The organism is Silicimonas algicola (assembly GCF_003148765.1).
In the GTDB taxonomy this organism is placed as follows: domain Bacteria; phylum Pseudomonadota; class Alphaproteobacteria; order Rhodobacterales; family Rhodobacteraceae; genus Silicimonas; species Silicimonas algicola.
In genome coordinates this window covers 1-26110 of the sequence record NZ_QGGV01000007.1, presented here as the reverse complement: position 1 = coordinate 26110, position 26110 = coordinate 1, and the positions used below count along the sequence as shown (strand labels likewise).

At 64.2% G+C, this 26110-nt stretch carries 24 protein-coding genes; 11 read left to right on the top strand and 13 right to left on the bottom strand.

Translation table 11 applies throughout. The features are described 5' to 3' along the window. Positions 1-689: 689 nt before the first annotated feature. The 6 genes from C8D95_RS14750 to kdpF form a co-directional block, all read right to left on the bottom strand. On the bottom strand, positions 690-1379 hold the full coding sequence (locus tag C8D95_RS14750; RefSeq protein ID WP_109759970.1) for a response regulator transcription factor: 690 nt from the start codon (positions 1377-1379) through the stop codon (positions 690-692). Next, positions 1376-4030: a sensor histidine kinase gene (locus tag C8D95_RS14745; protein ID WP_109759969.1), complete on the bottom strand. Its 2655-nt coding sequence runs from the start codon at positions 4028-4030 to the stop codon at positions 1376-1378. The genes C8D95_RS14750 and C8D95_RS14745 overlap by 4 nt, the downstream gene beginning before the upstream one ends. A 10-nt stretch (positions 4031-4040) precedes the next feature. Next, positions 4041-4613, bottom strand: a complete 573-nt coding sequence (locus tag C8D95_RS14740; protein WP_109759968.1) for a potassium-transporting ATPase subunit C — start codon at positions 4611-4613, stop codon at positions 4041-4043. A gap of 24 nt (positions 4614-4637) precedes the next feature. Next, positions 4638-6299 carry a potassium-transporting ATPase subunit KdpA gene (kdpA, locus tag C8D95_RS14735; RefSeq protein ID WP_109759967.1) on the bottom strand — a complete coding sequence of 554 codons (1662 nt, stop codon included), beginning with the start codon at positions 6297-6299 and terminating at the stop codon, positions 4638-4640. A 97-nt stretch (positions 6300-6396) separates the two neighbouring features. Next, positions 6397-8409, bottom strand: a complete 2013-nt coding sequence (gene kdpB / locus C8D95_RS14725; protein ID WP_109759965.1) for a potassium-transporting ATPase subunit KdpB — start codon at positions 8407-8409, stop codon at positions 6397-6399. A gap of 9 nt (positions 8410-8418) precedes the next feature. Continuing rightward, a complete protein-coding gene (gene kdpF, locus C8D95_RS14720) occupies positions 8419-8508 on the bottom strand; it encodes a K(+)-transporting ATPase subunit F (RefSeq protein ID WP_080517485.1) in 90 nt (29 codons plus the stop codon). Positions 8509-9073: 565 nt separating this feature from the next. On the opposite strand from kdpF, the gene C8D95_RS14715 reads away from it, so the two are divergent. From C8D95_RS14715 to C8D95_RS14695, 5 genes are all read left to right on the top strand, one after another. Further along, positions 9074-10465 carry an FAD-binding oxidoreductase gene (locus C8D95_RS14715; RefSeq protein ID WP_109759964.1) on the top strand — a complete coding sequence of 464 codons (1392 nt, stop codon included), beginning with the start codon at positions 9074-9076 and terminating at the stop codon, positions 10463-10465. A 527-nt stretch (positions 10466-10992) separates the two neighbouring features. Continuing rightward, a complete protein-coding gene (gene dctP / locus C8D95_RS14710; RefSeq protein ID WP_109759963.1) occupies positions 10993-11982 on the top strand; it encodes a TRAP transporter substrate-binding protein DctP in 990 nt (329 codons plus the stop codon). Positions 11983-12042: 60 nt separating this feature from the next. Further along, complete coding sequence (locus C8D95_RS14705) at positions 12043-12561, top strand: TRAP transporter small permease (RefSeq protein ID WP_109759962.1); 519 nt, start codon at positions 12043-12045, stop codon at positions 12559-12561. Beyond that, positions 12558-13853 (top strand): TRAP transporter large permease, encoded by a 1296-nt coding sequence (locus C8D95_RS14700; RefSeq protein WP_109759961.1) that lies wholly within the window; start codon positions 12558-12560, stop codon positions 13851-13853. Before C8D95_RS14705 ends, C8D95_RS14700 begins: the two co-directional genes overlap by 4 nt. A 16-nt stretch (positions 13854-13869) precedes the next feature. Then, the gene (locus C8D95_RS14695; protein ID WP_109759960.1) at positions 13870-14319 is read left to right on the top strand and encodes a type II 3-dehydroquinate dehydratase; all 450 of its coding nucleotides are present in this window, start codon (positions 13870-13872) and stop codon (positions 14317-14319) included. Here C8D95_RS14695 and C8D95_RS14690 read toward each other — a convergent pair. After that, positions 14316-14999: a GntR family transcriptional regulator gene (locus tag C8D95_RS14690; protein ID WP_109759959.1), complete on the bottom strand. Its 684-nt coding sequence runs from the start codon at positions 14997-14999 to the stop codon at positions 14316-14318. The two genes, C8D95_RS14695 and C8D95_RS14690, sit on opposite strands and share 4 nt — an antisense overlap. Before the next feature lie 93 nt (positions 15000-15092). Here C8D95_RS14690 and C8D95_RS14685 point away from each other — a divergent pair, with 93 nt between their 5' ends. Continuing rightward, positions 15093-15773 carry a hypothetical protein gene (locus tag C8D95_RS14685; protein ID WP_146203004.1) on the top strand — a complete coding sequence of 227 codons (681 nt, stop codon included), beginning with the start codon at positions 15093-15095 and terminating at the stop codon, positions 15771-15773. A gap of 211 nt (positions 15774-15984) precedes the next feature. Here the strand turns inward: C8D95_RS14685 and C8D95_RS14680 are convergent, their stop codons facing one another. The 5 genes from C8D95_RS14680 to C8D95_RS14655 all read right to left on the bottom strand — a co-directional run bounded on the left by C8D95_RS14680 (position 15985) and on the right by C8D95_RS14655 (position 21945). Continuing rightward, positions 15985-17199 (bottom strand): HAD-IC family P-type ATPase, encoded by a 1215-nt coding sequence (locus C8D95_RS14680; RefSeq protein WP_428842851.1) that lies wholly within the window; start codon positions 17197-17199, stop codon positions 15985-15987. Positions 17200-17711: 512 nt separating this feature from the next. Then, positions 17712-18470 (bottom strand): sulfite exporter TauE/SafE family protein, encoded by a 759-nt coding sequence (locus C8D95_RS14670; protein ID WP_109759957.1) that lies wholly within the window; start codon positions 18468-18470, stop codon positions 17712-17714. Continuing rightward, positions 18464-19834 (bottom strand): MmgE/PrpD family protein, encoded by a 1371-nt coding sequence (locus C8D95_RS14665; RefSeq protein ID WP_109759956.1) that lies wholly within the window; start codon positions 19832-19834, stop codon positions 18464-18466. The genes C8D95_RS14670 and C8D95_RS14665 overlap by 7 nt, the downstream gene beginning before the upstream one ends. An 18-nt stretch (positions 19835-19852) precedes the next feature. Next, positions 19853-21238: an MmgE/PrpD family protein gene (locus C8D95_RS14660; protein WP_206508464.1), complete on the bottom strand. Its 1386-nt coding sequence runs from the start codon at positions 21236-21238 to the stop codon at positions 19853-19855. After that, positions 21235-21945: an FCD domain-containing protein gene (locus tag C8D95_RS14655; protein ID WP_164721614.1), complete on the bottom strand. Its 711-nt coding sequence runs from the start codon at positions 21943-21945 to the stop codon at positions 21235-21237. The genes C8D95_RS14660 and C8D95_RS14655 overlap by 4 nt, the downstream gene beginning before the upstream one ends. Before the next feature lie 100 nt (positions 21946-22045). Here C8D95_RS14655 and C8D95_RS14650 point away from each other — a divergent pair, with 100 nt between their 5' ends. After that, positions 22046-22804, top strand: a complete 759-nt coding sequence (locus tag C8D95_RS14650; RefSeq protein WP_109759954.1) for an SDR family NAD(P)-dependent oxidoreductase — start codon at positions 22046-22048, stop codon at positions 22802-22804. A 3-nt stretch (positions 22805-22807) separates the two neighbouring features. On the opposite strand, the gene C8D95_RS14645 is transcribed toward C8D95_RS14650, so the two are convergent. Then, positions 22808-24166: an MmgE/PrpD family protein gene (locus tag C8D95_RS14645; RefSeq protein ID WP_164721615.1), complete on the bottom strand. Its 1359-nt coding sequence runs from the start codon at positions 24164-24166 to the stop codon at positions 22808-22810. A 139-nt stretch (positions 24167-24305) separates the two neighbouring features. Between C8D95_RS14645 and C8D95_RS22295 the strand changes: the two genes are divergently transcribed. The 4 genes from C8D95_RS22295 to C8D95_RS14630 form a co-directional block, all read left to right on the top strand. Continuing rightward, entirely contained in the window at positions 24306-24701 is a 396-nt protein-coding gene (locus tag C8D95_RS22295; RefSeq protein ID WP_206508467.1) for a type 2 periplasmic-binding domain-containing protein, read from the top strand. After that, positions 24677-25279 (top strand): tripartite tricarboxylate transporter substrate binding protein, encoded by a 603-nt coding sequence (locus tag C8D95_RS22290; RefSeq protein ID WP_206508468.1) that lies wholly within the window; start codon positions 24677-24679, stop codon positions 25277-25279. The genes C8D95_RS22295 and C8D95_RS22290 overlap by 25 nt, the downstream gene beginning before the upstream one ends. A gap of 13 nt (positions 25280-25292) precedes the next feature. Further along, positions 25293-25835 carry a tripartite tricarboxylate transporter TctB family protein gene (locus C8D95_RS14635; protein ID WP_109759952.1) on the top strand — a complete coding sequence of 181 codons (543 nt, stop codon included), beginning with the start codon at positions 25293-25295 and terminating at the stop codon, positions 25833-25835. 72 nt (positions 25836-25907) lie between these two features. Beyond that, positions 25908-26110: tripartite tricarboxylate transporter permease (locus tag C8D95_RS14630; RefSeq protein ID WP_211312652.1), on the top strand; the 203-nt coding region annotated here is incomplete at its 3' end.

Sequence of the window (26110 nt, the reverse complement as noted above, 5' to 3'; positions counted from 1 at the left end):
AGTCGCGCGGTGTGACGCGGCGGTGTTTTGGGGTGTAGGTCTCTGGTGATATACTTCCGGACACCGGTGCGCCAATCCGGCCGCCGGAAACCTCGAACGGAGAATCGTCATGAAGTCCGTAGTCCTAGGAAATGTCAGCTTTATTAGGCGGGCAGCCTGAACAATTCGATTTCAGGGGCGCTAGACTAGCCGCGACCGCATCCAACCGTTGCTGGGTTGCGTCGCCTAAAGTCAGGAATGGCGTCGAGTGCCGGAATGGGCGGTCGGCAGCGTACGTTGGGCGATAGATGAAGATCGTGGAAGGGCGGCAAGCAGGACTCCGCTGCGCAACGCACGAAGGACAAAAAGGGCGGCGAGCAGACGGATGCTGCCGCGGCAGTGCACCCGCAGCATCCTACGAAAGCGGCCAGTCACTCCGCCGTCCTCAACCGGCGGCAATGTGCAGAAAGCGTGCTTTGTAAAGCTGAGGTCGCCAAGCGAAGCCACCAAATGCATCCGCCGCTTTGCTGTCGTTCGCTCCCCTCGCATTGGCGGAAAGTGGCTTCCCGAAGCTGTCTCGCGTGCCGCGCGTTTTCCTGATTTCAGATCTCGTGCCCGCAGGGACGGCACGCCCCTGCGGTTACGCCACCGAAATTGCCCTTCAACAACGCCAAGGTGGGTGCATGCACTGTGCCACGAACCCAATCATGCTACGCCCTGCCTGGGTCCCGCAGCCGATACCCGACCCCCGGCTCATTCTGGATCAGCCTCGGAGCCGAGGGGTCTTCCTCGAGTTTCTTGCGCAAGGAACGGACGGTAACGCGTAGATATTCGACATGGTCGGAGTGAGCCGGGCCCCAGACTTCTCGCAGAAGGTGCGTATGGGTCAGGACTTTGCCCGGATGGCTGGCCAAAACGGCCAGGAGCATGAACTCCTTCGGCGTGAGTTTCACCTCGGCGCCATTCTTCCAGACGCCATGAGCATCGAGGTCGATAGCGACGGGTCCGACCGTCAGCTTGCGCAGGTGTCCATGGCTCTGATCTGCCCTGCGCAGGCACGACCGTATCCGGGCCATGAGCTCCTCGCTGTCGAACGGCTTGGTGACGTAGTCATCGGCGCCTAGGTCAAGGGCCGCGACTTTTTCGCTTGATGCCTCTCTGGCCGTCAGCACAATGATTGGCACGAGTTTCTCGCGGAACGTCCCGATCAGTTCCAGCCCGTCGCGGTCGGGTAGACCCAGGTCCAGAAGCACGAGCTTCGGCACAGACCGTCGAAGTGCATCGAGCGCGGCCGCCCCGCAATCCGCCTCGACGGTCGCATATCCGCTGCGCTCGATGGCCACACGAAGTAGGCGGCGGATCGGCATTTCATCGTCGACGATCAGGATGTGCCCGCTCACGCGATGTCCTCCATCGACACATGCACCGTTGCATCATGCGGGATACGGATCGTGAAGCGCGATCCGCCGCCCGGACGCCGCGCAGCCTCGACCGTGAAGCCCATCGCCTCCACGAAGCCCTTGACGATGGCAAGGCCGAGCCCCGATCCGCCGGTACGATCCGACGTCTCGCCGCGGGCGAAGCGGTCGAAAATGCGCTGTTCGCTGCCTTGGGGAATGCCGGTGCCACCATCGAGCACGTCGATCACCGGGCCGCGCCGCCCCATCCGCGCGATAATCTCGATCGGTTCCTCCTGCGGCGAATACTTGGCCGCATTGTCGACGAGGTTCAGAAGCGCGTGGTTCAACAGAACCGCGTCAGCCCGCACGAGAGGCAGGTTCGGGTCGATCGATGTCTGCACCTTTCGTCCCGCCAACGTCTTGACCGAATCGCCGACCGCCGAGGCGATCACGTCGGTCAGATCGGTAGGCACAAGATCGGGCGTGACGGCGCCTTCCTCGATCCGCGTCAGGTCCAGCAGATCGGACAGGAACCGGTTCAGCCTGCGGGCCTCGCTGCGCACCGTATCGACCAGCTCGGCCTCGTCACCTGTCGCCGAGAGCGCCTCGGCCGCCGCGGTCACGGCGGTCAGGGGTGTGCGCAGGTCGTGGCTGAGCGACGCGAGCAGCGCCGCGCGCAAACTATCGCGCTGGCGGACCACCTCCATGTCCCGCATGTCGGCTTCCAGCTTCAGGCGCTCGTGCGCCAGTGCGGCCTGGTCGATCAGGCTTTCGGCGAGGGCCGCGCGCTCGGTTGGAATGGGGTCGCGGCCGGGCGGGCCACGGAAGCCCAGGACCGCAAGCGTTCCGAGGGACGTCTTGAGGGGACGGAACTGCCATTCGCTAGCCGTGAGGGTGTTGGTTCCCAAACCGGCGTCCTCTCCATGCTCCATCACCCACTCGGCCGCCGCTTGATCGATGGGGGTGAGGTCCGGCTTTGTCTGCCCGAACGCGCTGATCTCGACGCTATCCCCGGAGCGGTGCAGCACGATGGTCTGCACCGCCAACAACGACCGCAGCTCATCTCTTATGAGCTGTGCCGTCTCTTCCGTGGTGCTTGCGGCGCCGAGGCGCGTGGCGAAACGGGCGAGACCGGCGTTCTCGCGCGCGCTGCGCATCGCAAGGGCGGCGGCAGCCCGTGCGCGCGCCGCCAGCTGTCCGGTAATAATCGCAACCACCACGAGCAGCGCCGCTGTGATGATGTTCACCGGGCCGTAAATGATGAATGTGTAGAATGGGGGAAGGAAGAAGAAGTTGTAGGCGATTCCTGCTGCGATGGCAGCGATCAATCCGGCACGGAAGCCGTAGAAGCTTGCGCTGAAGATGACGGGCAGGAGGTAGAGAAGATCGATCGGGCCGCGACTGATCCAGCCCTGCGCAAGAAATGCGGCAAGCGTCAATGCTCCCACCGACCCGATTGCCATCACGTCCCCGGTCCAACTGCCGCGGGGCCACAGCCGCCGCCAGTCTCGCCCGCGCGGTGTGTCCTGAAACGGGATGACATGGATGGCGATGCCGGTCGTCCCGTCGAGGATGTCCTGAACGATTCCATCGCGCCGCCCGAACCAGCTGCCCTTGCCACGCGATCTGCCGAGGACCAGCTGCGTGGCACGCAGTTCCTTGCACTGGGCCAGCATGGCCTCCTGAACCGAGGTGGCCGGCACGGATTGCAAGCTGGCGCCAAGAGAAGCCGCGAGTGACAGGTTGCGGGCAAGCTGGGTCTTCTCGGCGTCGCTGAACCGTGCCGCAGATGGTGTCTCCACGTAAAGCGCGATGAGCGGCGCCTTCAGGGCATCGGCGAGCCTTTTGGCGGCCCTCACGACCTGCTCTCCACCGGCCGCTTCCGAGATCGCGACAAGGATGCGCTGCCCAGCGGCGTAGCCGTTCTCCTTGCCGGTGACGCTCTTGTGTTCCTGAATGCGCGCATCGACGTATTGCGCGGCATGGCGCAGGGCGAGTTCGCGCAGCGCCAGCAGGTTGCCCTTGGAAAAGAAGTGTTCAAGCGCGTGGCGGGCTTGTTCGGGCACATAAATCTTTCCGGCATCCAGACGCTTGATAAGGTCTTCGGGCGGCAGGTCGATCAGTTCGATCTCGGCATTCTCGAACACCTTGTCGGGCACGGTTTCCCGCACCCGAACATGCGTGAAGCTGCCCACGACGTCGTTCAGGCTTTCGACGTGCTGGATGTTGACCGTGGTCATCACGTCGATGCCCGCAGCCAGCAGTTCCTCGATATCCTGCCAGCGCTTGGGGTGCCTGCTGCCGGGCGCGTTGGTGTGCGCCAGTTCGTCGACCAGGACAATCTCCGGATGGCGCTCCAGGACCGCGTCGAGGTCCATCTCGGTCAGGGTCTGGCCCTTGTAGTCGATGGATTTGCGGGGGATCACCGGCAGGGGCGAGACCAGCGCCTCGGTTTCCTTCCGGCCGTGGGTCTCGACGATGCCGATGACCACATCGGCGCCAGCCTCAAGCTTTTCCGCACCTTCGAGAAGCATCTCGAAAGTTTTCCCGACACCGGGGGCGGCGCCGAGAAAGATCTTTAGGGTGCCGCGCCCCTCGCGCTCAGCTTCGCGCAGCAGGGCATCGGGCGAGGGGCGGGCGTCATCTGTCATGGGCACAGTTTTATTCTGTGCTCGCGGGACTTGCCAATTCCGCATCGAGTTCGAGGTTCAGTTCCAGTACGTTGACGATGGGCGCCGGGGTGAAGACCCCCCCGGGCCGCTCGGCCAGCCGGTCGATGATCGCCCGGACGGCTGCAGGCTCGACCCCGCGCGCCTCGGCCACGCGGACCACCTGAAACAGCGCACCCTCAAGCGAGATGTGGGGGTCAAGCCCCGCGCCCGAGGCGGTCACCAGATCGGCAGGGATCGGGGTGCCGTCCCGACCATGGGCCGCGATCAGCGCCAGCGCGCGTTCCGCCAGTTCGGGATTGGCGGGCGACAGGTTCGACCCGCCCGCGCCCGCCGCGTCATAGTCAACCGCCGATGGGCGCGGCCAGACGTATTCCGGCGAAGTAAAACCCTGCGCGATCAGGCGGCTGCCGATCACGCTGCCATCGCCCTGCGTGATCAAGGACCCGTTGGCGGTGGCCGGTGTCACCGCCTGCGCGAAGCCTAGGATGACCGTGGTGTAGCCTGCGACGCAGACCGCCATGGTGGCGGCCGTGACGCGAAGTCCCGAGATGATGTCATTCATGGGTCTGTCTCCTTTCAGCGCCGGTCAGGGCAGCGAGAAGTGTTCGGCAAGCGGGCCAAGGGCCGCCGCCGGAAGGAAGGTGAGTGCGCCGAAGATGACGACTGTCAGGCCAAGCATCGTGCCGAATGTCGCATCCTCGACGCCGAGGGTGCCTGCACTCTCCGCCGCTCGGCGCTTGGCCATCAGGCTGCCCACGATGGCGAGCGGCAAGATGATCGGCAGGTAACGGCCCAGCAGCATCACGACGCCGGTGGCGATATTCCAGGCCCAGGTTCCGTCGCCCAAGCCCTCAAAGCCCGAGCCGTTGTTGGCCGCAGCCGACGTGAACTCGTAAAGGATCTCCGAGAAGCCGTGCGCGCCCGGGTCTTGAACAGTGGCCTGGCCCAGCGATGTCGCGGCGAAGAGTGCCGTGGGCCCAAGGATCAGGAACGCGTGAGAGAACAGCGCCAGAATGGCCAGCCGTACCTCCTTTGCCTCGATTCTGTGGCCGAGGTATTCCGGCGTGCGCCCGACCATCATGCCCGCGACGAAAACCGCGACGATGATGTAGAGGAACATGTTGATCATCCCGACGCCGACGCCGCCGAAGGTCGCGTTCAGCCACATGCCCGCCATGGGCATCAGGCCGGTCAGCGGGTTGAGGCTGTCGTGCATCGCACCAACCGACCCGTTCGAGGTGGAGGTTGTCAGCACCGCCCAGAGCGGCCCGCCGGTGGCGCCGAAGCGCAGTTCCTTGCCTTCGAGGTTGCCGGTGTCCGTGGACACGGGCAGTTCGGCAAAGGCCGGGGTCGGCGCGGATTCAAAGGTCACCGAACCCGTGATCTTGACCAGGATGAACAGCGCCATCACGGCAAAGATGACGGTGGCGTGTTTCATCCGGCCAAGGATGCCGCCGAACATCCAGACGCAGGCCATCGGGATCAGCATGATAGCGATCATCGCCAACCCGTTGGTCCAGAAGCTGGGGTTCTCCAGCGGATGCGTGGCGTTGGGGCCGAAGAAGCCGCCGCCATTGGTGCCCAACTGCTTGATGGTCAGGAACGCCGCGACGGGGCCGCGCGCGATGGTCTGCGTCACCCCCTCGAGCGTCGTGGCCACCGCAGAGCCCTGCAGCGTCATCGGCATGCCCATAAGCACCATCAGCATCGCGACGATCAGTGCCAGCGGCAGCAGGACAAGAAAGCTGGCCCGCTGCACGTCGATCATGAAGTTGCCAAGGCTCGCGCGCCCGGCAATGCCGCGCGCCAGCGCGGCCAGCGCCGCGATGCCCGTGGCGGCCGAGACGAACTGCAGCCACATCAGCCCTGCAAGCTGGCTGAGGTAGCTCATCGACGCCTCGCCCGAATAGTGCTGCAGGTTCGTGTTGGTGGTGAAGGACGCCGCCGTGTTGAACACCAGCGTCGGATCGTGTGGTCCCATGCCGTCCGGGTTCAGCGGCAGGTATTGCTGCAACCCGAGGATCGTGAAGGTCACTGTGAACATGATGGCGTTGAAGATCAGCATCGTGACCAGGTAGCGCTTCCAGCCCTGCTCCTCGGTGGCGCCGCCGATCCGCCCGAAGAGGCTGGTCCAGCCCGTCATCTGGCCGGGAGCGGGGTCCATGGCCATTTTCATCCAGGCCCCCAGCGGTAACGACAGGAGTGCCGTTCCGCCGATGATCAGGGCGACGATAAAGACATGTTCCATCTGTTCAGTCCTCGAAAAGCCGGGTCACGACGCCGATCAGCGCGGCGAAGATCGCAATCCCGAGTGCATAGGTAAGAATGATCATGTGCGTCTCCCTTCACGCGAGGCCGAGGCCGGATACGACCAAGTCGATCAGCTTGATGCCGACGAAGGGGACGATCAGGCCGCCGAGGCCGTAGATGCCGAGGTTGCGGACAAGCTGGCGCGATGCGCTCTGCGGGCAGTAGGTCACCCCGCGCAGAGCCAGTGGGACCAACAGCGGGATGATGACGGCGTTGAAGATAATCGCCGACAGGATTGCGCTCTGCGGACTGGACAGCCCCATGACGTTCAGCGCGTCGAGGCCCGGATAGAGCGCCACGAAGATCGCCGGAAGGATGGCGAAATACTTGGCGACGTCATTCGAGATCGAGAAGGTGGTCAGTGCGCCACGTGTCATCAGCAGCTGCTTGCCGATCCCCACGATCTCGATGAGTTTGGTGGGGTTGTTGTCGAGGTCGACCATGTTGCCTGCCTCGCGCGCGGCCTGGGTGCCGGTGTTCATGGCGACGCCGACATCGGATTGCGCCAGAGCGGGCGCGTCGTTCGTCCCGTCGCCGCACATGGCGACCAGCTTGCCGCCCGATTGCTCCTTGCGGATCAACTCGAGCTTGTCCTCCGGAGTCGCCTCGGCGAGGAAGTCGTCGACACCGGATTCCGCCGCGATGGCTGCAGCCGTCAGCGGGTTGTCCCCGGTGATCATCACCGTCCGGATGCCCATCCGGCGCAACTCGGCAAAGCGTTCCTTGATGCCCGCCTTGACGATGTCCTTCAGCGCGATGGCCCCGAGAAGCCGGGTGCCGTCCGCCACGGCCAGCGGTGTGCCACCGGTGCGCGCGATCTTTTCGGTGAGGGTGCGAATCTGTCTGACGGCACCCTGATCGAAATCATGCAGCTTCAGGATCGCGTCGACCGCGCCCTTGCGGATCTTCCGGTCCCCGATGTCGATTCCGCTGACGCGCGTCTGCGCGGTAAAGGATACCATTTCCGCACCCGCAGGTGCAGTCTCACCAGCCCCCGCCAACTCGACGATGGAGCGGCCTTCGGGGGTCTCATCCCCCAGTGAGGACAGGCGCGCCGCCTCGATCAGTTCACCTTCGCGCACGCCCGACAGCGGCAGGAAATCAGTCGCCTGCCGGTCGCCGAGCGTAATCGTTCCGGTCTTGTCCAGAAGCAGGGTGTCGATGTCGCCTGCCGCCTCGACCGCGCGGCCCGACTTGGCCAGGACGTTGAAGCGGATCAGCCGGTCCATGCCCGCGATGCCGATCGCCGACAGAAGCGCCGAAATGGTCGTCGGAATCAGCGCCACGAACAGCGCCACGAGGATCGGGATCGAAATGGATCCGCCCGCGTACGCGGCGAAAGCGGGCAGCGTGCTGACCGCGATCAGGAAGATGAGCGTCAGGCCGGTCAGCAGCACCGTCAGAGCGACCTCGTTCGGGGTCTTCGCGCGGCTCGCGCCCTCGACAAGGCTGATCATCCGGTCGAGGAACCCCTCGCCTGGCTCTGCGGTCACCCTGACCTTGATCCAGTCGGAAATAACCCGCGTGCCTGCCGTGACGGCGGAACGGTCACCGCCCGACTCGCGGACGACCGGTGCGGATTCCCCGGTGATCGCGGCTTCGTTGACCGAGGCCACCCCTTCGACAACCTCGCCGTCGGCCGGGATCTGATCACCGGTCTCGACGAGCACGATGTCGCCCGCGCGCAGCTCGCTGGCCGGAACGACCTTGACGGTATCGCCCTTGACCCGCTTTCCCTTCAGTTCGGCCTTGGTGGAGCGCAGCGAGGCCGCTTGCGCCTTGCCGCGGCCCTCGGCCAGTGCTTCGGCGAAATTGCCAAACAGCACCGTCAGCCAGAGCCAGAAGACGATCTGCGCCTCGAAAGCAATGTCGCCGCCCGAGATGATCGAACGCACCAGCAGAACCGTCGCAAGCAGTGCGACACTCGCCGTGGTGAACATCACCGGGTTGCGGATCAGCTGGCGCGGGTCGAGCTTGTTGAAGCTGTCCCGGATCGCTGGCCCGATGAGTTCGGCAGAAAAGATCGATGTGTTTTGGTGTTGTGCCATGCCACGCCCTCAGAACCGTTCCGGCCGCAGGAGCACGGCCAGCAGGTAGACAAGGAGCGCTGCGGCAACGATGCCGCCGAGCACGAGATCGAAGCCCATGTATCAAACCTCCAGATACCGTTTCGTCTTGGATATCTGCGCTTGATGGGCGTAAAGCCGCCATGTGAAGTTCAGGGGGCGGGAATAAGAGGGGCGTAAAAATGCTTTGAAAGTATGGGCTTGGAAAAGAATCTCCCTGGCGGCGGCCACGATCTAATTGACCCTCACGATGTGATTGTACTCGACCAGCAGGAATGGGCTGGCTGCGGGTGTCTGCTGCGCGGCGCCTGAGCGGCCGCTTTGGAGCGTGCCGTATATTGAACCGTCAGGCAGCTCCGGGCCGAAAGCGACGTGACGCTTGGTATTCCAAGTCGCGTGTCACAGATTGATCTCATGATGGTGGCCGCGTGAGGAAGCGCCCTCACGAATAGCACCAGAGGCGCGAGCGCTCTGTAGGGCATCGTCCCCCTCGCCCTCACGAGAACAGCCACGACCACAGCACGTCGCCCCCGCGACAGAGAGCTGCAAATATGGTAGAATGGTATCTTGGCCTATCGCCGCGCCTGGCCGAAGCAGCAAGGTTGTCTCTTCGGCCGTGACGGGCAACAGAGGGGGAGAGAGCGACATGGCTTCCAAGACACTCAAGGACCGCGCTGGAACGGACGTCCCGCGTGAAGCGATCGATAGACTGGCGGGCGACATTCGAGGCGAGGTGATCGGACCGTCTGACGCCGCCTATGAAGACGCCCGGCATATCTGGAATGCCCTCATCGACAAACGTCCGGGGCTCATCGTCAGATGCAGCGGGACTGCCGATGTCGTCGCCGCGGTGAATTTCGCGCGGGAGAACGATGTGCTCGTTGCCGTCCGTGGCGGCGGGCACAACGTTGGCGGCCGGGCTCTGTGCGACGATGGTCTTGTCATAGACCTGTCGCGCATGCGCGGCGTTCACGTCGATCCTGGCAGCCGCACGGTCCGGGTGCAGGGAGGCGCCACCCTCGGCGACGTCGACCGCGAGACGCATCTGTTCGGCCTGGCGGTTCCGTTCGGTGTGATCTCGAAAACGGGCGTCGGCGGCCTGACACTGGGAGGCGGCGTCGGGTGGCTGGTACGGAAATACGGTCCGACCTGCGACAACGTTCTCGAGATGGAGGTCGTCCAGGCCGACGGAACGGTGCGCACGGCGAACCCGAAAGAAAACGCGGACCTGCACTGGGCACTGTGTGGCGGCGGCGGCAACTTTGGGATTGTCACCTCGTTTCTCTACCAGGCCCACCCGGTCTCGACCGTCGTGGGCGGCCTGATCGTCTATCCGCGGGCGGCCGCCGGAAAGGTGCTCAGAGGTTACAGGGAGTTCATGGCCTCGGCGCCAGAAGACCTCACCGTGTACGCAGGACTGATCTGCACACCCGACGGCACCCCGGGGACCGCGATCATCCCATGCTGGAGCGGAGCAGATCTGGATGAGGGGAAGAAGCGGATAGAGCCTCTCACCCAGCTCGACGAACCGATGATGGTTGCAGTGGAGCCAATGCCGTTTCCCGCCATGCAATCGATCCTGGACGGCGCCTTCCCGTCGGGCACCAGGAACTATTGGAAGTCGGCATTCGTCGAGGGCTTGCCGGACGAAGTCATCGACATCGTAGAGGAGCAGGCCAAGGGAATGACCTCGCCGATGTCGGGGCTGCTGGTAGAATATTACGGCGGTGCAGGGGGGCGGAAGGCCGCGGACGAAAACGCCTTCGCGCAGCGGCGCTCCGACTACTGCATCGGCTTCATGCCTCAATGGACCGACCCTTCGGAAGACGAGTCGCATATCGCTTGGGCGCGGTCCGCCTGGGAGGCGATCCAGCCGTTCGCGTCCGAAGGGTACCTTCTCAATTATCTGTCTGCGGGTGAAGAGGATGCAATCCGGGCGGCATTTGGGTCCAACTATGATCGGCTGACGGCTCTAAAGGCACGCTATGATCCGGGGAACTTCTTCAGTCAGAACCAGAACATTCGACCTGCCGCCTGAGAAGTCCGGGAGAGAGGCGGACGTCGAACTGGAGGTGGACGAGCGTCCGCTCGGAGCTATTCGCGGTTGGAAACGGAAGTTCCCGGGCCCCGACTACCGTGCAGCAGCAAGTTGCCTTTGCAACCGAAGGAGGCGATCAGGACTCGAGACTGAAGCTCCCCAAAGAGACCCTGACCACCGGGTGTATCCGAACTCCGATTGTATGATGCTTTTCGTACGAGGCCAGTTTAGCACGGATGCGTCGTCTGCCCGGCTACAAGGGTGCCTGGACGGTCAGGAGTGCTCGGATCAGGCCTGACTGGCTGCGCACGCCGGTCTCTTCGAAGATGCGCTGAAGCTGCGTCCGGACCGAATTGATGCTGACCTCAAGTCGTTCGGACGTGCTTGCGGGCCGTTCGCATCGATCAGTGGAGCGTCCCTCTGTCGAGGAACGTAAGATATTCTGCGTTACACCTTAGGTTTTGGTTGACGGAGTTCGCGTGCCGTGAAGGATGGGGTCGGTAGCAGACGATCTCTGGGAGGATGAAATGGAACTGTTCAAGCGTCGGACCGTCACGGTCGCCGCCCTTGCTATGAGTGCGGTGTTGGGTGCTAGCGCCGTTAGCGCACAGGAAAGGCCGGTCCTGAGGCTGTCCTCTGTGGTCTCTGACAACGACATCCGTGCCGAGGCCTTTGCAAAGATCTCCGAAGCGGTTGCGGACCAGTTCGATCTGCAGGTGTTCAATGGCGCCACGCTTGTGGCGCAAGGCTCGGAGCTTACTGCGATCCAGCGCGGCAACCTCGAAGTCGGGTTGATCGCCCCACAGACGCTGGCCGAACAGTTGCCGGCATGGTCGATTGTCACCTCCGCCTACCTCTTCGACGACGTCGATCATCTCGAGCGGACCTTCGACAGCGAGGTGGGTGAGCAACTCGTCGCGATGGCCGAAGAAATCGGCGTTCACGTTCTTGCGCCGGTCTATTTCGGCACTCGGCAGGTGAACCTGGTTCCGGACCTCGAAGTGCAGACGCCCGAAGACCTAGACGGCATCACGCTCCGCATGCCCGGCGGCGACGCCTGGCAGTTTCTGGGCGAAGCCATCGGCGCAAACCCGACGCCCCTTGCTTACGCCGAGGTCTACACAGCGCTGCAAACCGGGGCGATCGACGGCCAGGACAACCCACTGCCCAACGACTACAACATGAAGTTCTACGAGGTGACGTCACAGATCGTGATGACTGGCCACCTTGTTGGCTTCGACGTTCTGGCTGTCGGAAATGACGTCTGGAACAACATGACGCCAGAACAGCAAGAACTTCTCCAGTCGGCTGTAGATACGGCCATCGAGGAGAGCACCAAGCGCCATCTCGCGCGTGAGGAGGAGTTGGTTCAGTTCTTCAAGGACGAAGGTCTGAAGGTTTACGAGCCTGACCGTGCGGCCTTCAGGGAATACGCGCAGGCCCGCTACCTCGAAAGCGAGTTTGCCGAAAGCTGGCCCGACGGCATGCTGGAAGCGATCAACGCCCTCGCCGAGTAAGGCATCGACGGCGGCGGGCCGGTCGAACGCCTGCCGCCGCTCTCATTGCGGGCCCACGACATGAGCTTTCCGTTTGCCAGCTGGAAAAGAACAGTCCGCGCTGCGGCCGACGCGGTGCCGGCTTTTCTGCTGGCTGCAATGTTCGTCTCGTTCATCATTCAGGTCGTCATGCGATACGTCGTCGACAGCCCTGTGGGCTGGACCGTCGAAGTCTGCGTGATCGCCTGGCTGTGGATTGTCCTCTGGGGTCAATCCGTGTCGACGTCGGAAGACGAAGAAATTCGCTTCGACATCATCTACGGCTCGGTCCGCCCCGCGGTGCGCCGCTGGTTCCGCGTGGTATTTTCCGCAGCGCTCGTCGCAATCTACGGAATTGCGCTTCCGGCTAACTGGGACTTCGTGACCTTCATGAAGATCCAGGAGACCTCCTATCTCGACCTCCCTTTCAGCTGGGTTTTCTCGGTCCTCATCATCTTCATGGTGGTCTCGATCCTGCGCTACCTAGTGATCTTCTGGCAGTCCGTCAGAGGACGAGAGCCAGGAGACGACGCCCTGTCCGACAGAGACCTCGCGGGATGAGCTGGGAGTTCGGCGTCACAGTCGCCGCGATCGTCGCAACGGCCATCCTCGGCCTTCCGATCGGACATGCGATGCTGGGCGCGTCCACGCTCTACCTTCTGCTTCAAGGGCGGGACATGTCCATCGCCGCCGAGCAGATGCTGAACGGCCTCTACGGCTCCTACGTGCTTCTGGCGATCCCGCTCTTCATCTTCGCAGCCGATCTGATGAATGTCGGCACCCTGTCCGACAAGCTCCTGAACTTCTGCCGCGGACTTGTCGGGCGGTTTCGAGGGGGTCTCGGCCACGTCAACGTCGTCTCGTCGCTGATCTTCTCGGGAATGTCCGGGTCGGCCATTGCCGATGCCGTCGGAATGGGCCGCATCATCATCAACCTGATGACCCGCGACGGAAAATATCCCGCCGCCTACGCCGGCGCCATCACCGCTGCTTCGGCAGTCATCGGACCGATCATTCCGCCGTCGATCCCCATGGTATTGTTCGCGCTCGTCTCGGACACATCCATCGGCTACCTGTTTCTCGGCGGTGTCGCACCAGGGCTGATCCTTGGCGTTCTGCTCATGGCGATGAATGCGTGGCAGGCACGTGTTCACGACTACCCCGTCGACGACCCCGTGCCGCTGCGCGAACTGCCGATGCTCACGTTGCGGGCCGTTCCCGCTCTGTTGATGCCGGTAATCCTCCTGGTTGGCATCTATGGGGGCGTCACCACCCCGACCGAAGCGGCGGCCCTCGCGGCGTTATACGCCTTCATTGTCTCCACGGTCTTTTATCGTTCCGTCAGCCTGAGAACCGCCTATGAGACCGTGCGCCACAGCGCCAAGTCCACAGCGAGCGTCGGCTTTCTCATCGCCGGTGCGTTGGCCTTCAACTACGTGGTCACGGTCGAACAGATCCCCAATGTAATCCAGGGGGCACTGGGGGATGCCGAGCTCTCGCGCATCGGCTTCCTTCTGTTGGTCAATCTCGTCCTTCTCGTCCTGGGCTGCCTCCTCGAAGCGAACGCCATTCTTCTGGTCATCGTGCCCATCTTCCTGCCAACGGCCGTCGCGCTCGGTGTCGACCCGGTGCATTTCGGTGTGATCGTCGTCGTGAACACGATGATCGGACTCGTCACTCCTCCCTATGGCCTCCTGCTCTTCGTGGTGACCTCCATCACGAAGTCCCCGATCGGGGAGACGATCTATTACCTCCTGCCGTTCCTCGGGATCATGATCCTCGGTCTCGGCATGATCACGTTCCTCCCCGATCTCGTCCTCTTTCTGCCGCGGCTCTACGGCTACGGCGGCTGACTTTACGGAGACTGACATGCCGCATAGACCCACCATTCTCGTCATCAACGGTCCGAACCTCGACATGCTGGGAACAAGGCAGCCCGAGATCTATGGACACGACACCTTGTCGGACGTCGAAAGGCTGTGTCGTCACACGGGCGACGAATGCGGTGTGACCATAGATTTTCGCCAGAGCGACTCGGAAGCCGAGATCATGGCGTGGATCAAGAAGGCGCGCGGTTCTGCGGCCGGCATCCTGATCAATCCGGCAGGGTTCACCTCGACCTCGATTGCGATCCTCGACGCTCTTCTGATCTTCGACGGGCCGATCATCGAGGTCCACATCTCGCCTCTCTTCCGGCGCGACGAGTTCCGTCACCTGTCCTACGTCTCGAAGGCGGCGACCGCCAAGATCGAAGGGTTCGGTATCGGCGGCTACGGCTTTGCCATCACGCGGCTCGCCGAACTGGCCCGAAAAGCCTAGGGCACCTTCCCGGTCCCGAGGATATGCTGCATCCCGCGCTCGATGTGCTGAACGAGCAGAGCTTCCGCGGCATCGGCATCGCGCGCCAGAACGTGGTCCCGCAGTTGCCTGTGGTCCGCAGCCACTCCGGAACGAAAATCGAGGACGAGCATGTGGTAGCGCGCGTAGCGGTCGAAGATCGTCGCGTGGGTCTGCATCAGCACGACCTGATCGCAGGCCGCGATCGTTGCGTGGTGGAAGCCCCAGTCGTAACGGACCCATTGAGCCACCGATCTCGACGCGCCCTTGCCAAGCTCCTGCTCGACGGTCGAGAGCTTGTGGTGCGCGGAGACGACGGCGCCCTCCCATTCGAGGTCGCCTGCGGCAATGGACCGGCGCAGCGCATTGGTCTCAAGGAGTTTGCGGAGGTCAGCGAGGTCGGCCAGCTCTTGCCGGCTTATAGGCGCGACCCTGAAGCCGCGCTGTCCCTCCGCCGTGACGAGCTGTTCCACGACGAGACGGTTGAGGATTTCCCGCGCCGTCGGAACGCTGAGGCCGTAGGTGTCCCGCATGTGGTCGAGCTTGAGCTTCTCGAGCGGTTTCAGTGCACCGTTCACAATGTCGGATCGCAGCCGACGATAGACCACGTCCCCGATCGTTTCACCGTCCTGGGCGTCAGTTTCAAACCTGAGAAAGTTCATACAGAAACGTTTATATCTGACAGAAGCGCGGCGGAAGAAGAATAAAGGTCAAGCCGAGGGAGACCCTGAATGGCGCTTAGCACAAACGCTCTGATGGTTCTGTTCTACGACATCGAGGGCGACGTCGCAGACCATGATGCCTGGCACACGGAAGAACATGTCCGTGAGCGTCTTTCCGTACCGGGTTTCCGTGGCGTGTCCCGCTGGGTCTCGAAGGGGTCGCCTCGCTACATGGTGCTCTACGAAGTGGATGACGTCGACGTCGCAACGTCGCCGGAATATCTCGGTCGTCTGAACGACCCCTCGCCATGGACCGAACGCATGATGCCGAGGTTCCGAGGAATGACCCGGGGCTTCGGTCGGATCAGTGCGAGCGTCGGATTGGGACTGGGTTCATCCGCCGTTGTGATGCGCTTCGATCCAGGTTCTGGAGACGAAGTCGCTGAATGGTTTGCCGAGCATTTCGCGCCCGGAATGGACGGTCTGGAAGGCCTGGTGAGCGCGTTCATTGTCAGTCCCTCTGCACCTCCGCCCATGACGCGCGAACAGTCCCTTCGTGGCGGGGACAAGCCACTGCCATATTTGCTGGTCATTACTGGCTACGAGCAAATGTTGCTCGAACGCGTGCTGGACGACTTGCAGCAGTCAGTCCCTCCCGGACTCAGCCATTTTGTAGATATACAGCCAGCCGCCGTTTATTGCCTTCACTTGGTGGCGAGCTTATTGGCCGTTGGCCTCAGAGACGATGTGCCTCGGAAGCCCAGTCGCTTCTGACCAAATGCTATGCAGCTTAACAACAGAGTCGAAATCCCGATTCGAGATGGAGGATCTTCTCCGAGGAGGCACTTGTGCTCATCTTGAGTGGAGAGCGCAAACGTATCCACGCCCCAACCCAGGTAACGAGGCGTGCGGCGGTTCATTGAACCTGCGCCAGCCTGATCCGGCACCACAAAGGGCGAATATCCCCTGCAAATGCTGCGCTTGATCAACGCAAAATCACCGCCGCCGGCTCGAAGGCATGCAGCTTGAGGACGGCGTCGACCGCGCCCTTGCGGACCTTGCGGTCACCGATGTCGAGACCGCTCACCCGGGTCTGGGCGGTGAACCCGACCACTTCCGAGCCGTCCGGGGCGGCTTCGCCGTTTCCGGCCAGTTCGATGATCGAGCGGCCTTCCGGCGTTTCGTCGCCGAGCGACGACAGCCGCGCCGCCTCGACGAGTTCGGTTTCTCGGATGCCCGACAGGGGCAGGAACTCGGTCGCCTGTCGGTCACCGAGCGTGATCGTCCCGGTCTTGTCGAGCAAGAGCGTGTCGATGTCGCCCGCCGCCTCCACCGCGCGGCCAGACTTGGCCAGCACGTTGAACCGGATCAGCCTGTCCATGCCCGCGATGCCGATGGCTGACAGCAGCGCCGAGATCGTCGTCGGAATCAGCGCGACGAACAGCGCGATCAGCACGGGCACCGCGATGGAACCGCCCGCATAGGCGGCGAAAGCGGGCAGCGTGCCGACGGCGACGAGGAAGATCAGCGTAAGCCCGGTCAGCAGCACCGTGAGCGCGATCTCGTTCGGCGTCTTGGCCCGGCTCGCGCCCTCGACGAGCGCGATCATCCGATCGAGAAAGCCCGCACGTGCCTCGGCCGTGACCTTCACTTTTATCCAGTCGGAGATCACACGCGTGCCCGCAGTCACGGCCGAACGGTCGCCGCCCGCCTCGCGGATCACCGGGGCGCTCTCGCCGGTGATCGCCGCCTCGTTGACCGAGGCCACGCCCTCGATCACCTCGCCGTCCCCCGGGATCAGGTCGCCGGTTTCGACAAGCACCACGTCGTCTTTGCGCAACTCGCTTGCCAGGACGTCTTTTGTGCTGTCGCCCCTGACGCGCTTGCCTCTCAGCTCTGCCTTCGTCGACCTTAGTGCCGCCGCCTGAGCATTTCCGCGTCCCTCGGCCAGCGCCTCGGCGAAGCTTCCGAAGAGGACCGTGAGCCAGAGCCAGAAGACGAGCTGCGCTTCGAAGAGGACGTCGCCTTTGGTGACGGCCGTCCGAAGGAGCAGGATCGTCGCCAGAAGCGCGACAATCGCGGTCGTGAACATGACCGGGTTGCGCACGAGCAGACGGGGATGCAGCTTGGTGAAGCTCTGCCGCAGTGCGGGGCCGACGAGGTCGGCCGCAAAGATGGATTGTGTCGGTTGCCTTGCCATGATGCGCCCCTCGGAGCAGCTCAGTCCGCATCAGCACGGCCAGGATATACACGAGGAGCGCTGCGGCAACGAGGCCGCCGAGGACGAGTTCGAAGCCCATGTCTTGGGTCCTCCAGATACAGAGTTGGACCCTGTACTTGGACCCGGAGCCCGTAATGTCTCCATGCGGAACTTACGGCCGCGCCATTAGAGACTCATAAAAAGCGCATATATCCAAACGGTTGCGGCAGTCACACCAAGGGTGACGCGTGATAGGTGACGTTTGATCCCGGTCCCTTTCCCTCCGCCGCTTGGCCTCCCGCAGGCACTCTCCCGATCTGGCTCTGGCACGTTCTTTCCGTTGTTTCGGGGGTTATGCAGAAGGGGCACAGCACCGGCGGCAGCCCCCAAGGAGGACCGCAGAGGCACCCTTGGACGATCAAGGAGTGGATTCCGGGGTGATTACACACTTCTGCCGTCGCGGGGAGGACCAGCATTCCCCGATCCTTTTCAGGCCGTCGACACTGATGATCTCAGCCCAGGAAGCCGAAGAGCATCATCGTTCCGCCGAAAATGATCAGCGTTTCGATGATCGCGGTATGCAGGTGGAGGCTCGTGCGCCGGACGATCCAGGCGGCACATGCAGTTCCCGGCACCGTGCAGAGACCCATCGCCAGCGCGAGGAGAAAATGTCCGGCGTCGAGGGCGTCGAGCGCGCCGAAGACGATGGTCTTGAAGAAGTTTGTGCTGACGGCGATCGCCGCATCGGTCGCCAGGAGGGCCGGACCTGCGAAGCCGATCCCCATCAGCATGGGCATGATGAGCATTCCGGCTCCGACGATCAGCGAGGACAGGAAGCCGAATGTCGCGCCGATTCCGTAGACCGCGACTGGTCCGGGCGTGATCTTCATCCTGTCGATCAGTCGCCGCACGGGCACCGACAGAACAAGGACGGCGCCGAGCACGCTCTGGATCTGGGCCGAGTCCATCTGGACGTAAAGCTCTGCGCCGAGCCAGGACATGGGCAATGCAACTGCCGAGATCTTCGCGACCGTCGGAACGTGAAGCCCGCTGCGATAGAACCAGACCCGGCTGAAGTTGTTGATCAGCATCAGGACCGAGATGACGGGGATCAGCGCCTTCGGACCAATGATCGGAGCGATGAACAGCGTGACAAGGAGGCCCGCCCCATAGCCGGAGAGGCCTCCGAGGATGCCGGCGAGGAAGCAGACGGCCATCCCGGCCACGACCATGCCAGGAGACAGCGCCTGAAGAAGCGCTCCGGTCAGCAAAGCTTCAGGACGTGCGTTTCGACCTTGCCGCCGCCCGCCATCAGCCTGTCCGCCCAATCCGCTACGGCCTGTGCCTGGTCCGGGTCGCGGCCCGCGAAGGACAGGTTCGCGCGCGCCTTCACCAAAAGATCCTCGCGGCTGAGGGGCGCGCGTGCGCCTCCCCGCATGCAGGGCACGAAGGCTTCGACTTGGCTTCCGTCCGCAAGCGTCGCGCGGATGTGCCCGGTATAGTTTGCGGGATACTCGTTCTCGGGGTCGACGCGGAAGCGCACCTTCGAGGCCAGATCGAGAGCGCGGGGATCGCGGACCGCGGTTTCGGTGAACTGCGCGAGGCCGGCGTCCCCCCAAATCCAGCCCGCGGCGATGCAGTAGGGGCCCGAGAACTTGGCAGCATAGGGCGTCGGGGGCGCCTTCTTCGACTCGGTTGGCTCCCACAGGCGGTGGACCGTGCCTTCGCCAACGTCGCAGGTCAGGCTCACCACGTCCTCGGGAGCGATTCCGCGAGTCCGAAGGTCGATGGCGCAGTCCACGTAGGGCTGGGTCATCGTCCCGCAGGCGAAGGGTTTGAAGGCAAGGCGGGCGGATTCCCATCGCTCGCCCAGGCCGTCGATGAAGGGCGAGAAGTCCGTGGCCCGAGGGTTGGAGAAGCCGTTGAAGAAGCCGTGCGTTCCCTCGAATACAGTTGCAGGTCCCGTGAACCCTGCCGCCCCCAGGGCTGCCGCGCGCAGTCCCGACTGCGCGGCCCAACCGGGGTGCAGGCGTTTCGTGGAGCTGCCGTCGGCAAGGTATTCGATGATGCCCGAGGCCATCGATCCGGCGACCCCGAGCGCGTTGCGGATCGCGTCGCGTTCGAGGCGCAGCGCTGCCGAAACGCCTGCGGCAGCGGCCATCGCGCCGAGGACGGCCGTCGGATGGAAGCCGGCCTTGTGGACGGACTTGTCCGCCACGAGGCCCAGGCGACACATGACCTCGAGCCCTACGACGATTCCACGGGCAGTGTCCGCGGCGTCGAGACCGTGGCGCTCGGACGCGGCGACGAGGGCAGGGACGATGACGACGCCTGTGTGGACGGGGCAGCCTTCAAACGTGTTGTCGTAGTCCTCGCCATGGCCGCAGGTCCCGTTGATTGCGGCCGCGGCTTCAGGGGACCGGCCCTCTACAAGACCCCAGACCGTAGCCTTGCCCTCATCGGAGAAAGCGGTTCGGACGGCAGTTCCGTAGTCGCTGTCAAGCGCCGCGACGGCCAGACACACGGTATCGAGGATCGTGTCCGCCGCTCCCTGCCGCGCGGCAACCGACGCCTGGTCGATCTCGAAATCGAGGATCCACTCTGCCAGGCGTTCCGAGAGCGTGGGCTCAGTCATGACGTCTTCTCCAATGCATCAGGTGGCCAGCACGGCGAAGCCGGACAGGTCGGGCTGGCTGGGCAGCCCGGACACCCAGTCGAGCATCGCCTCGGCCTGCGTGACAGACCACCCGCCGTGCCGGCAATTGGCCACCGCCTTCGCGCGGATCTCCTCGGCAGTCAGCGGTTCGCGGACGCCGCCGCGCATGTGCGGCTGGTCGATCGCGATGCGTCGGCCGTCGGTCGTCTCGACCCGGATGTGACCGGTGTAATTGCGCGGATACTCGTTGGCGGGATCGATCTCGTAAGAGATCTTCGCGGCCAGATCGAGAACCTTGGGATCACTCGCGCGTGTATCGCTGAACTGGCTCAGGCCCGCGTCGTCGTCGAAGAACCCGACGGCCATGCAGTAGGGCATCGAGAACTTTGCGGCATAGCCGGAGGGCGGACGGTGCTTGACCGCCAACGGTTCCCACAGCCGGTGAATCAGACCTTCGGCGGTGGGACAGGTGATCTTTCGGATGTCCGCGGCCCGCACGCCGCTGGCGGCGAGGCGACGCATGCAATCGACGTAAGGATGGATCATCGTCCCGCAGGCGAAGGGCTTGAACAGGATCCTCTCGGCATACCATTCGTCGCCGAGGGACGTCTCGAGCGGTGTGAAGTCCGGCTCGGCGGACGGTGCGAAGGCATGAAAGAAGCCGTGCGGACCCTCGAATACTGTGCGAGGGGCGAAGAAGCCGGATCGCGCGAGGACGGCCGCGCGAAGCCCCGATTGCGCAGCCCATCCGGGATGAAGCCGCTTGGTCCAGGCGCCCTCTGACAGATACTCGAGGATCCCCGACGCCATGCTCCCCGCAAGCCCGAAGGCCATCGTCTGCTGACGCACATCGAGTCCGAGAGCGACTCCGGCGGCGGCCGCCGCTCCCATGGCGCCGATCACGCCCACCGGATGGAAGCCCGCGCGGTGAATGGCGCCCGGCGCGACCCGATTGAGCCGGCACACGGTTTCGAGCCCCGCGACGATTCCCAGGGCGGCACGTTCGCCGGACAGACCGAACCGTTCCGCCGCCGCCAGAGCCGCAGGGATCGTCATCGCGCCGACCCGGATCGGCGACCCTTCGAGAGTGTCGTCGAAATCCTCGCCGTGGATAGCGACGCCGTTCGCAAGGGCTGCCCCGGCGGCATCGAGGCGGCGTGTGTGGCCGAGAGCAGTGCAGGGTCCCTCGCTGTCCCAACCTCCGACGATCTGCACCATGTAGGGCTCGCCTCGCGCGGCCACGCACAGACCGAGCGCATCGGTGACATCGAGAAGGGCGACCTGCCGCATCCGCTCGCTAACATCCGCCCAGGCCAGGCCAGCGAGCCAGGCGGCATAGACTTCCGCGCGTGCCGCACCCGGCGGCGGCAAGTCGGCCGTCACGTCGACCCCGCGGTGTTCTCGTCCGACGCGAGGATGCGGGCCTTGCCGGCCTGCACGTGCGCCCAGCCTGCCTCGAAGGCACCATGAGGGTCGCGGGCATCGAGAGCTGCGACGATGGCGCGATGCTCGATGTTCGAGCTCTCGAATCCGCCGCCGTGGACGAGGCCGCGGGCGCGGAACAGCTGCAGGCGCGAGATGAGCCCGAAGTAGGTGTCCGCCAGCACCTGGTTTCCGGTGCCCGTGACGATCGCCGTGTGGAACTCGATATTCAGCGGGAAATAGGCGTCGATGTCCCGGCGCTGCCCTGCGACTTCCATTTGTGCAAGAAGGACGTTCAGTTCGTTGACCATGTCTGCCGTGATGCGCTCGGCCAAAAGGCGGCAGGCGGTGCCGAAGATGCCGGCCCGGACGTCATAGATCGCGACGGCGTCGTGGCGGGTGATGCGCTGCACGAAGACGCCGCGGTTCGGAATCATCTCGACGAGCCCGCGCGCGTGCAGGGCCTGGAAGGCCTCGCGCACGGGCCCGCGGCTGACCCCGAGCTGATCCGCCAGCGTCTTCTCGTTCAGCTTCGCCCCGGCACTGTAGCGTCCGGACAGGATGATCTTCTGAATCTCGCTCTGCACAAGCTGGCTGAGGGAGGACGACTTGAGAAGGTCGAGAGCTTCCGAGCCTTCCATCGGCTGTCGTTTCGCGATCCTGTCCACGTTTGCCTCAGGTCTCAACATTGCATATTGTTGACAATACGAAGGCACGGTCGAGACGTCAAACGTCAGGGACGTGATCAATCTCTCGAGGAGGACGAGAATGCTGAACAGGACCGACAGGCCGCTTGCCGGGAAAGCTGCCGTTGTGACGGGCGCCTCGCGCCGGATCGGGCGCGCGGTCGCCCTTGGGCTGGCGCAGGCCGGAGCCGACGTGCTGGTCCACGCCCGTCAGTCGCGGGAGGAGGTCGAGGCGGTGGCGGAAGAGGTCCGAGGCTTGGGCGCCAGGGCAGTCGTGGCCCTTGGCGACGTGACCGTGGAAGAAGACGTCTCGCGGATCTTCCAGGCCGCCAGCGATGCGTTCGGCGGCGTCGACATCCTCGTCAACAACGCCGCCATCCGCGCGCAGGCGCCCTTCCTCGAGATGACTCTCGCCGATTGGCGCGGCACCACCGCGGTCATCCTGGATGGCGCCTTCCTGTGCAGTCGCGCGGCGCTACGCAGCATGGTCGGCCGCGGAGGCGGAACGATCGTGAACCTGGGCGGTGTCTCGGCGCATGTGGGCGCCAAGGAGCGGGCGCATGTCGCCACGGCGAAGGCCGGCCTCGTCGGCCTCACCAAGTCGCTGGCTCTGGAGTTCGCGGACAGAAACATCACTGTCAATTGCGTGGCACCCGGCAAGATCGGCGGGAAGCGCTCGGCCACGGCCGGCAAGTCGCCGGAGATGGCCAGCCGTCCAATTGTCGGACGGGACGGTGAGATCGAGGAGGCCGCTTTCGTCATTCTGTCGCTCTGCATGCCCGAGGCGCGCTTCATGACCGGCCAGACGGTTCACGTCAGCGGCGGCATGTACATGCCCTGATGCTCAGGCCGGCGTCAGCAGCGGCCTGAGGCCGCGCACGTCGTCGAGGCGGTCGATGTCCAGGACTGTTTCGACGAGCTGCGCTGAGCGGTCGCTGCCGAGGATGGGGTCCATGAGGTCACGCGCCTTGGCGGCGACGTCTTCCCGCGACATCGGGTTGTCCGGTGTGCCGAGCACCGCGCGGGTATGATGACGAAGGCTGCGCCCGTCCGTCGTCTCGATCTCGACGATGGCCTGGCGTGGCGGACGGGCCTCTGTCAAATCCCTGCTTAGGCTGGCGAAAATGCGCTTGCGAAGGTCGAGAACGGCTGGGTCCATCATGCGAGCCACGTCATGGGCGGCGGAGAAGCCCACGCCGCGATCGATGAGGCCGATGGCCAGAAGGTGCTGGAGACAGACGTCCGGCATATCGCGGTCGTCGACGATGTGGAGCCGGTCGTCCGGCATGATTGCGGTCAGGCGGGCGACATCATCGGGTCTGATGCCGTGGGTTTCGATGAGCGCCATGAGCGAATCGAGTGCAGCCTGGATCGGAGAACCGACGCACCACTTCTTGATCGCGGCGCCCATGATCTCGAACCGGGATCCAAGTCCGTCGCTGAGCGCTTCGGGGCGAGGCTCTTCTGCGAAGGCTGAGAGGTAGGACGGGCTTCCGGTCAGCACGCCTTCGACCGCTGTCCAGCCTTCCTGAACCATCAGCGCGGCCATGACCCCGTTCCGCGCGCCCGCGCCTCCAAAGTCGAAGGCCTTCTCGATGTGATCGCTGTCGCGCCGCCAGTAGGGCACACCCGAAGTCTGTTGGACGGCGTAGGACAGGGCGTGCATGGCGCCCCTGGTGTCGATCCCGGCAAGAGCGGCGGCAGCGGCAGTTGCACCGAAGTTGCCCCCGATGGTGTGGGTCGAGAACCGCGCCGTGTCTGCCCCGCGGACGCCGAGGGCCATGACCGCCCGTGCCCCCACGTCGTAGCCGAGCGCCACGGCCCGCAAGACAGCGGTGCCGCCGAGGCCGGCGGTCTCGGCCATCGCAAGCGCGGCAGGAACAATGGCGCAGCCCGGATGAAAGCGGCCGCCGACATGGCTGTCGTCGGTCTCGTCGGCATGCGCCGCCATCGCGTTGGCCAATGCGGCATGGGGCGCGGCGACCAGTCTGCCAGCGCCGATGGCCAAGGCATCGGACGGGCCCCCAAGCCGATGCGCCATCCTTGTGCCTGCCAGTCCTCCCGGCAGGTGCGCGCCAGAGATTACCGCCGCCAGTGTGTCGAGCAGGTGCAGCCGCGTCTTCTCGACGACATCGTCGGGCAGGGGGAGGTCCGCAGCCTGTGCGATATACTGCGCGATGGCGGTCGTCTGGGTGCAAGTCATCGGGCCCTCCGATTGCAGATTGTCGACGATTGACATCTTTCTAGTTTGCGTCATCCTTGGCGGCAACAGCCATGCGGACCGGTCCTGCCCTTGGCACCGCGTCCTGCTGGCTGTGCTGGGACAAGGGAGGAATGGACCCATGCGTATCGAAATTCGACGGCTCGCAGGCGCGGCCGCTCTGTCGGCCGCACTCGCAGTCGGCTTGGCTGGAGCATCGGCGGCGCAGGACTACCCGCACGATACCGTCACGCTCGTAACACACTCGTCCGCCGGCGGCGGAACCGACGTGTTCCTGCGCGAGATGGTGGGGTTCCTGGGCAAGGCCATGGGAGCGAACTTCGTGGTCGAGAACGTCACCGGCGGCTCGGGCGCCAACGCAATGGCGAAGCTCGCGACGTCACCCGCGGACGGGTCGATCTTCTACGGGACGACGCCCACTTACATCAACACATCGCTGCTCTCGAACCCCGAGTACGACTTCACCGACCTCGAGGGGTCGCGAACGTCTTCATGGATCCCCAGGTCGTTTTCGTGAAGTCCGACAGCCCCTATCAGTCGCTCGGCGACCTAATCGCCGCGGCCAAGGAGAATCCGATCAGCGTCCCCTTCGGCGTCACGACGCCCGGGTCTCTTGATCGCCAGGTCATGGAGCAGTTCAAGGCGCTGACTGGCGTTACGTCCCCGGTCATCACCCATGACGGCGGCGGCGAGCTTTTGATCTCGGTCCTCAACGAAACGGTCGCCGTGGCGATCGGCGAGATTCAGGAGCTTTCGGCACAGATCGAGGCTGGCGAGATCAGGCTTCTCGCGACCTACACCGAGGAACGGCTGGACAATTTCCCGGACGTGCCGACCGCCCGCGAGGAAGGTGTCGACCTCGTCGTCACCAAGTTCCGCGGCATCGCTGGCCCGCGCGGCTTGCCGCAGGACATCAAGGACCTGTGGGCCGAAGGCATTGCCCGCGTGCTCGAGGATCCGGAATTCAAGGAGTGGTACACGGCCCAAAGCCTTGTCCCGACCCTGATGCCGGCCGACGAGTACGAGGCTTTCCTGACGCAGTTCGCGGAGGAGCAGAAGGCCTTCCTCATCGAATACGGCATCCTGAAGCCCTGATCCTAGGTCTGAAATGCAACAGTCGTCGGCACCCCGCTTCCGTGTTCCCCGCGACGTCTGGATCGGCCTCGCCGCTCTGGCGCTCGGTGGATGGTACTGGCGGGCTGCCGGCGATATCCCAATCAGCCCGCTCGACGGCATCGTGAACGCCGCGGCCCTCCCGAGGTCGCTCGCCATCGCGATGATGGGCTTCAGCGTCCTTCTGATCCTGCGGGCGCTGGCTATCGAGGCGATGTACCTGCGGGCAGCGCGGCGCGTCGAAGGCGCGGCCTCCAGCCGACCGAAGCTGGACGGCATGGAGTTCTCGCTTTCGCAGCATCTCAAGGCTGCCGGTGTCGTGGCGATCGGTATCGTCTTCCTTCTGGTCCTGCCGCTGCTCGGCTACCTGCTGAGCGTCCTGCTCCTTGTCTTCGTGATGTCGGCCTACATCGGCGCAAGGGCAGGGGTGTATACGCTGGGCGTCAGCGCCATGCTGGCGGTGGCTTACTACCTTTTGTTCGTCAGGTTCCTCGACATCCCTCTTCCTGCGGGGATTTGGCCCTCGCTCATCGGCTGACGCGACCGCAGGCCCGGCCGGACGCCCGGATGCATCCCTCGAGACTTCGCCTTTGAGGCACCGGAGACCCAAATGGACGGACTTGCCATCGCCTTGGACATCCTCACGACCACCCCCGCGGTCTTCGCGGCGCTGGCCGGCGTGGCCTGGGGCATCGTCGGCGGCGCGCTGCCGGGGATCTCTCCGTCGATCGCGCTGGCTCTCCTTCTGCCTTTCACCTACGGGATGGACCCGACCACAGCAATAATCCTCCTCGGCGCCACGTATGTCGGCGC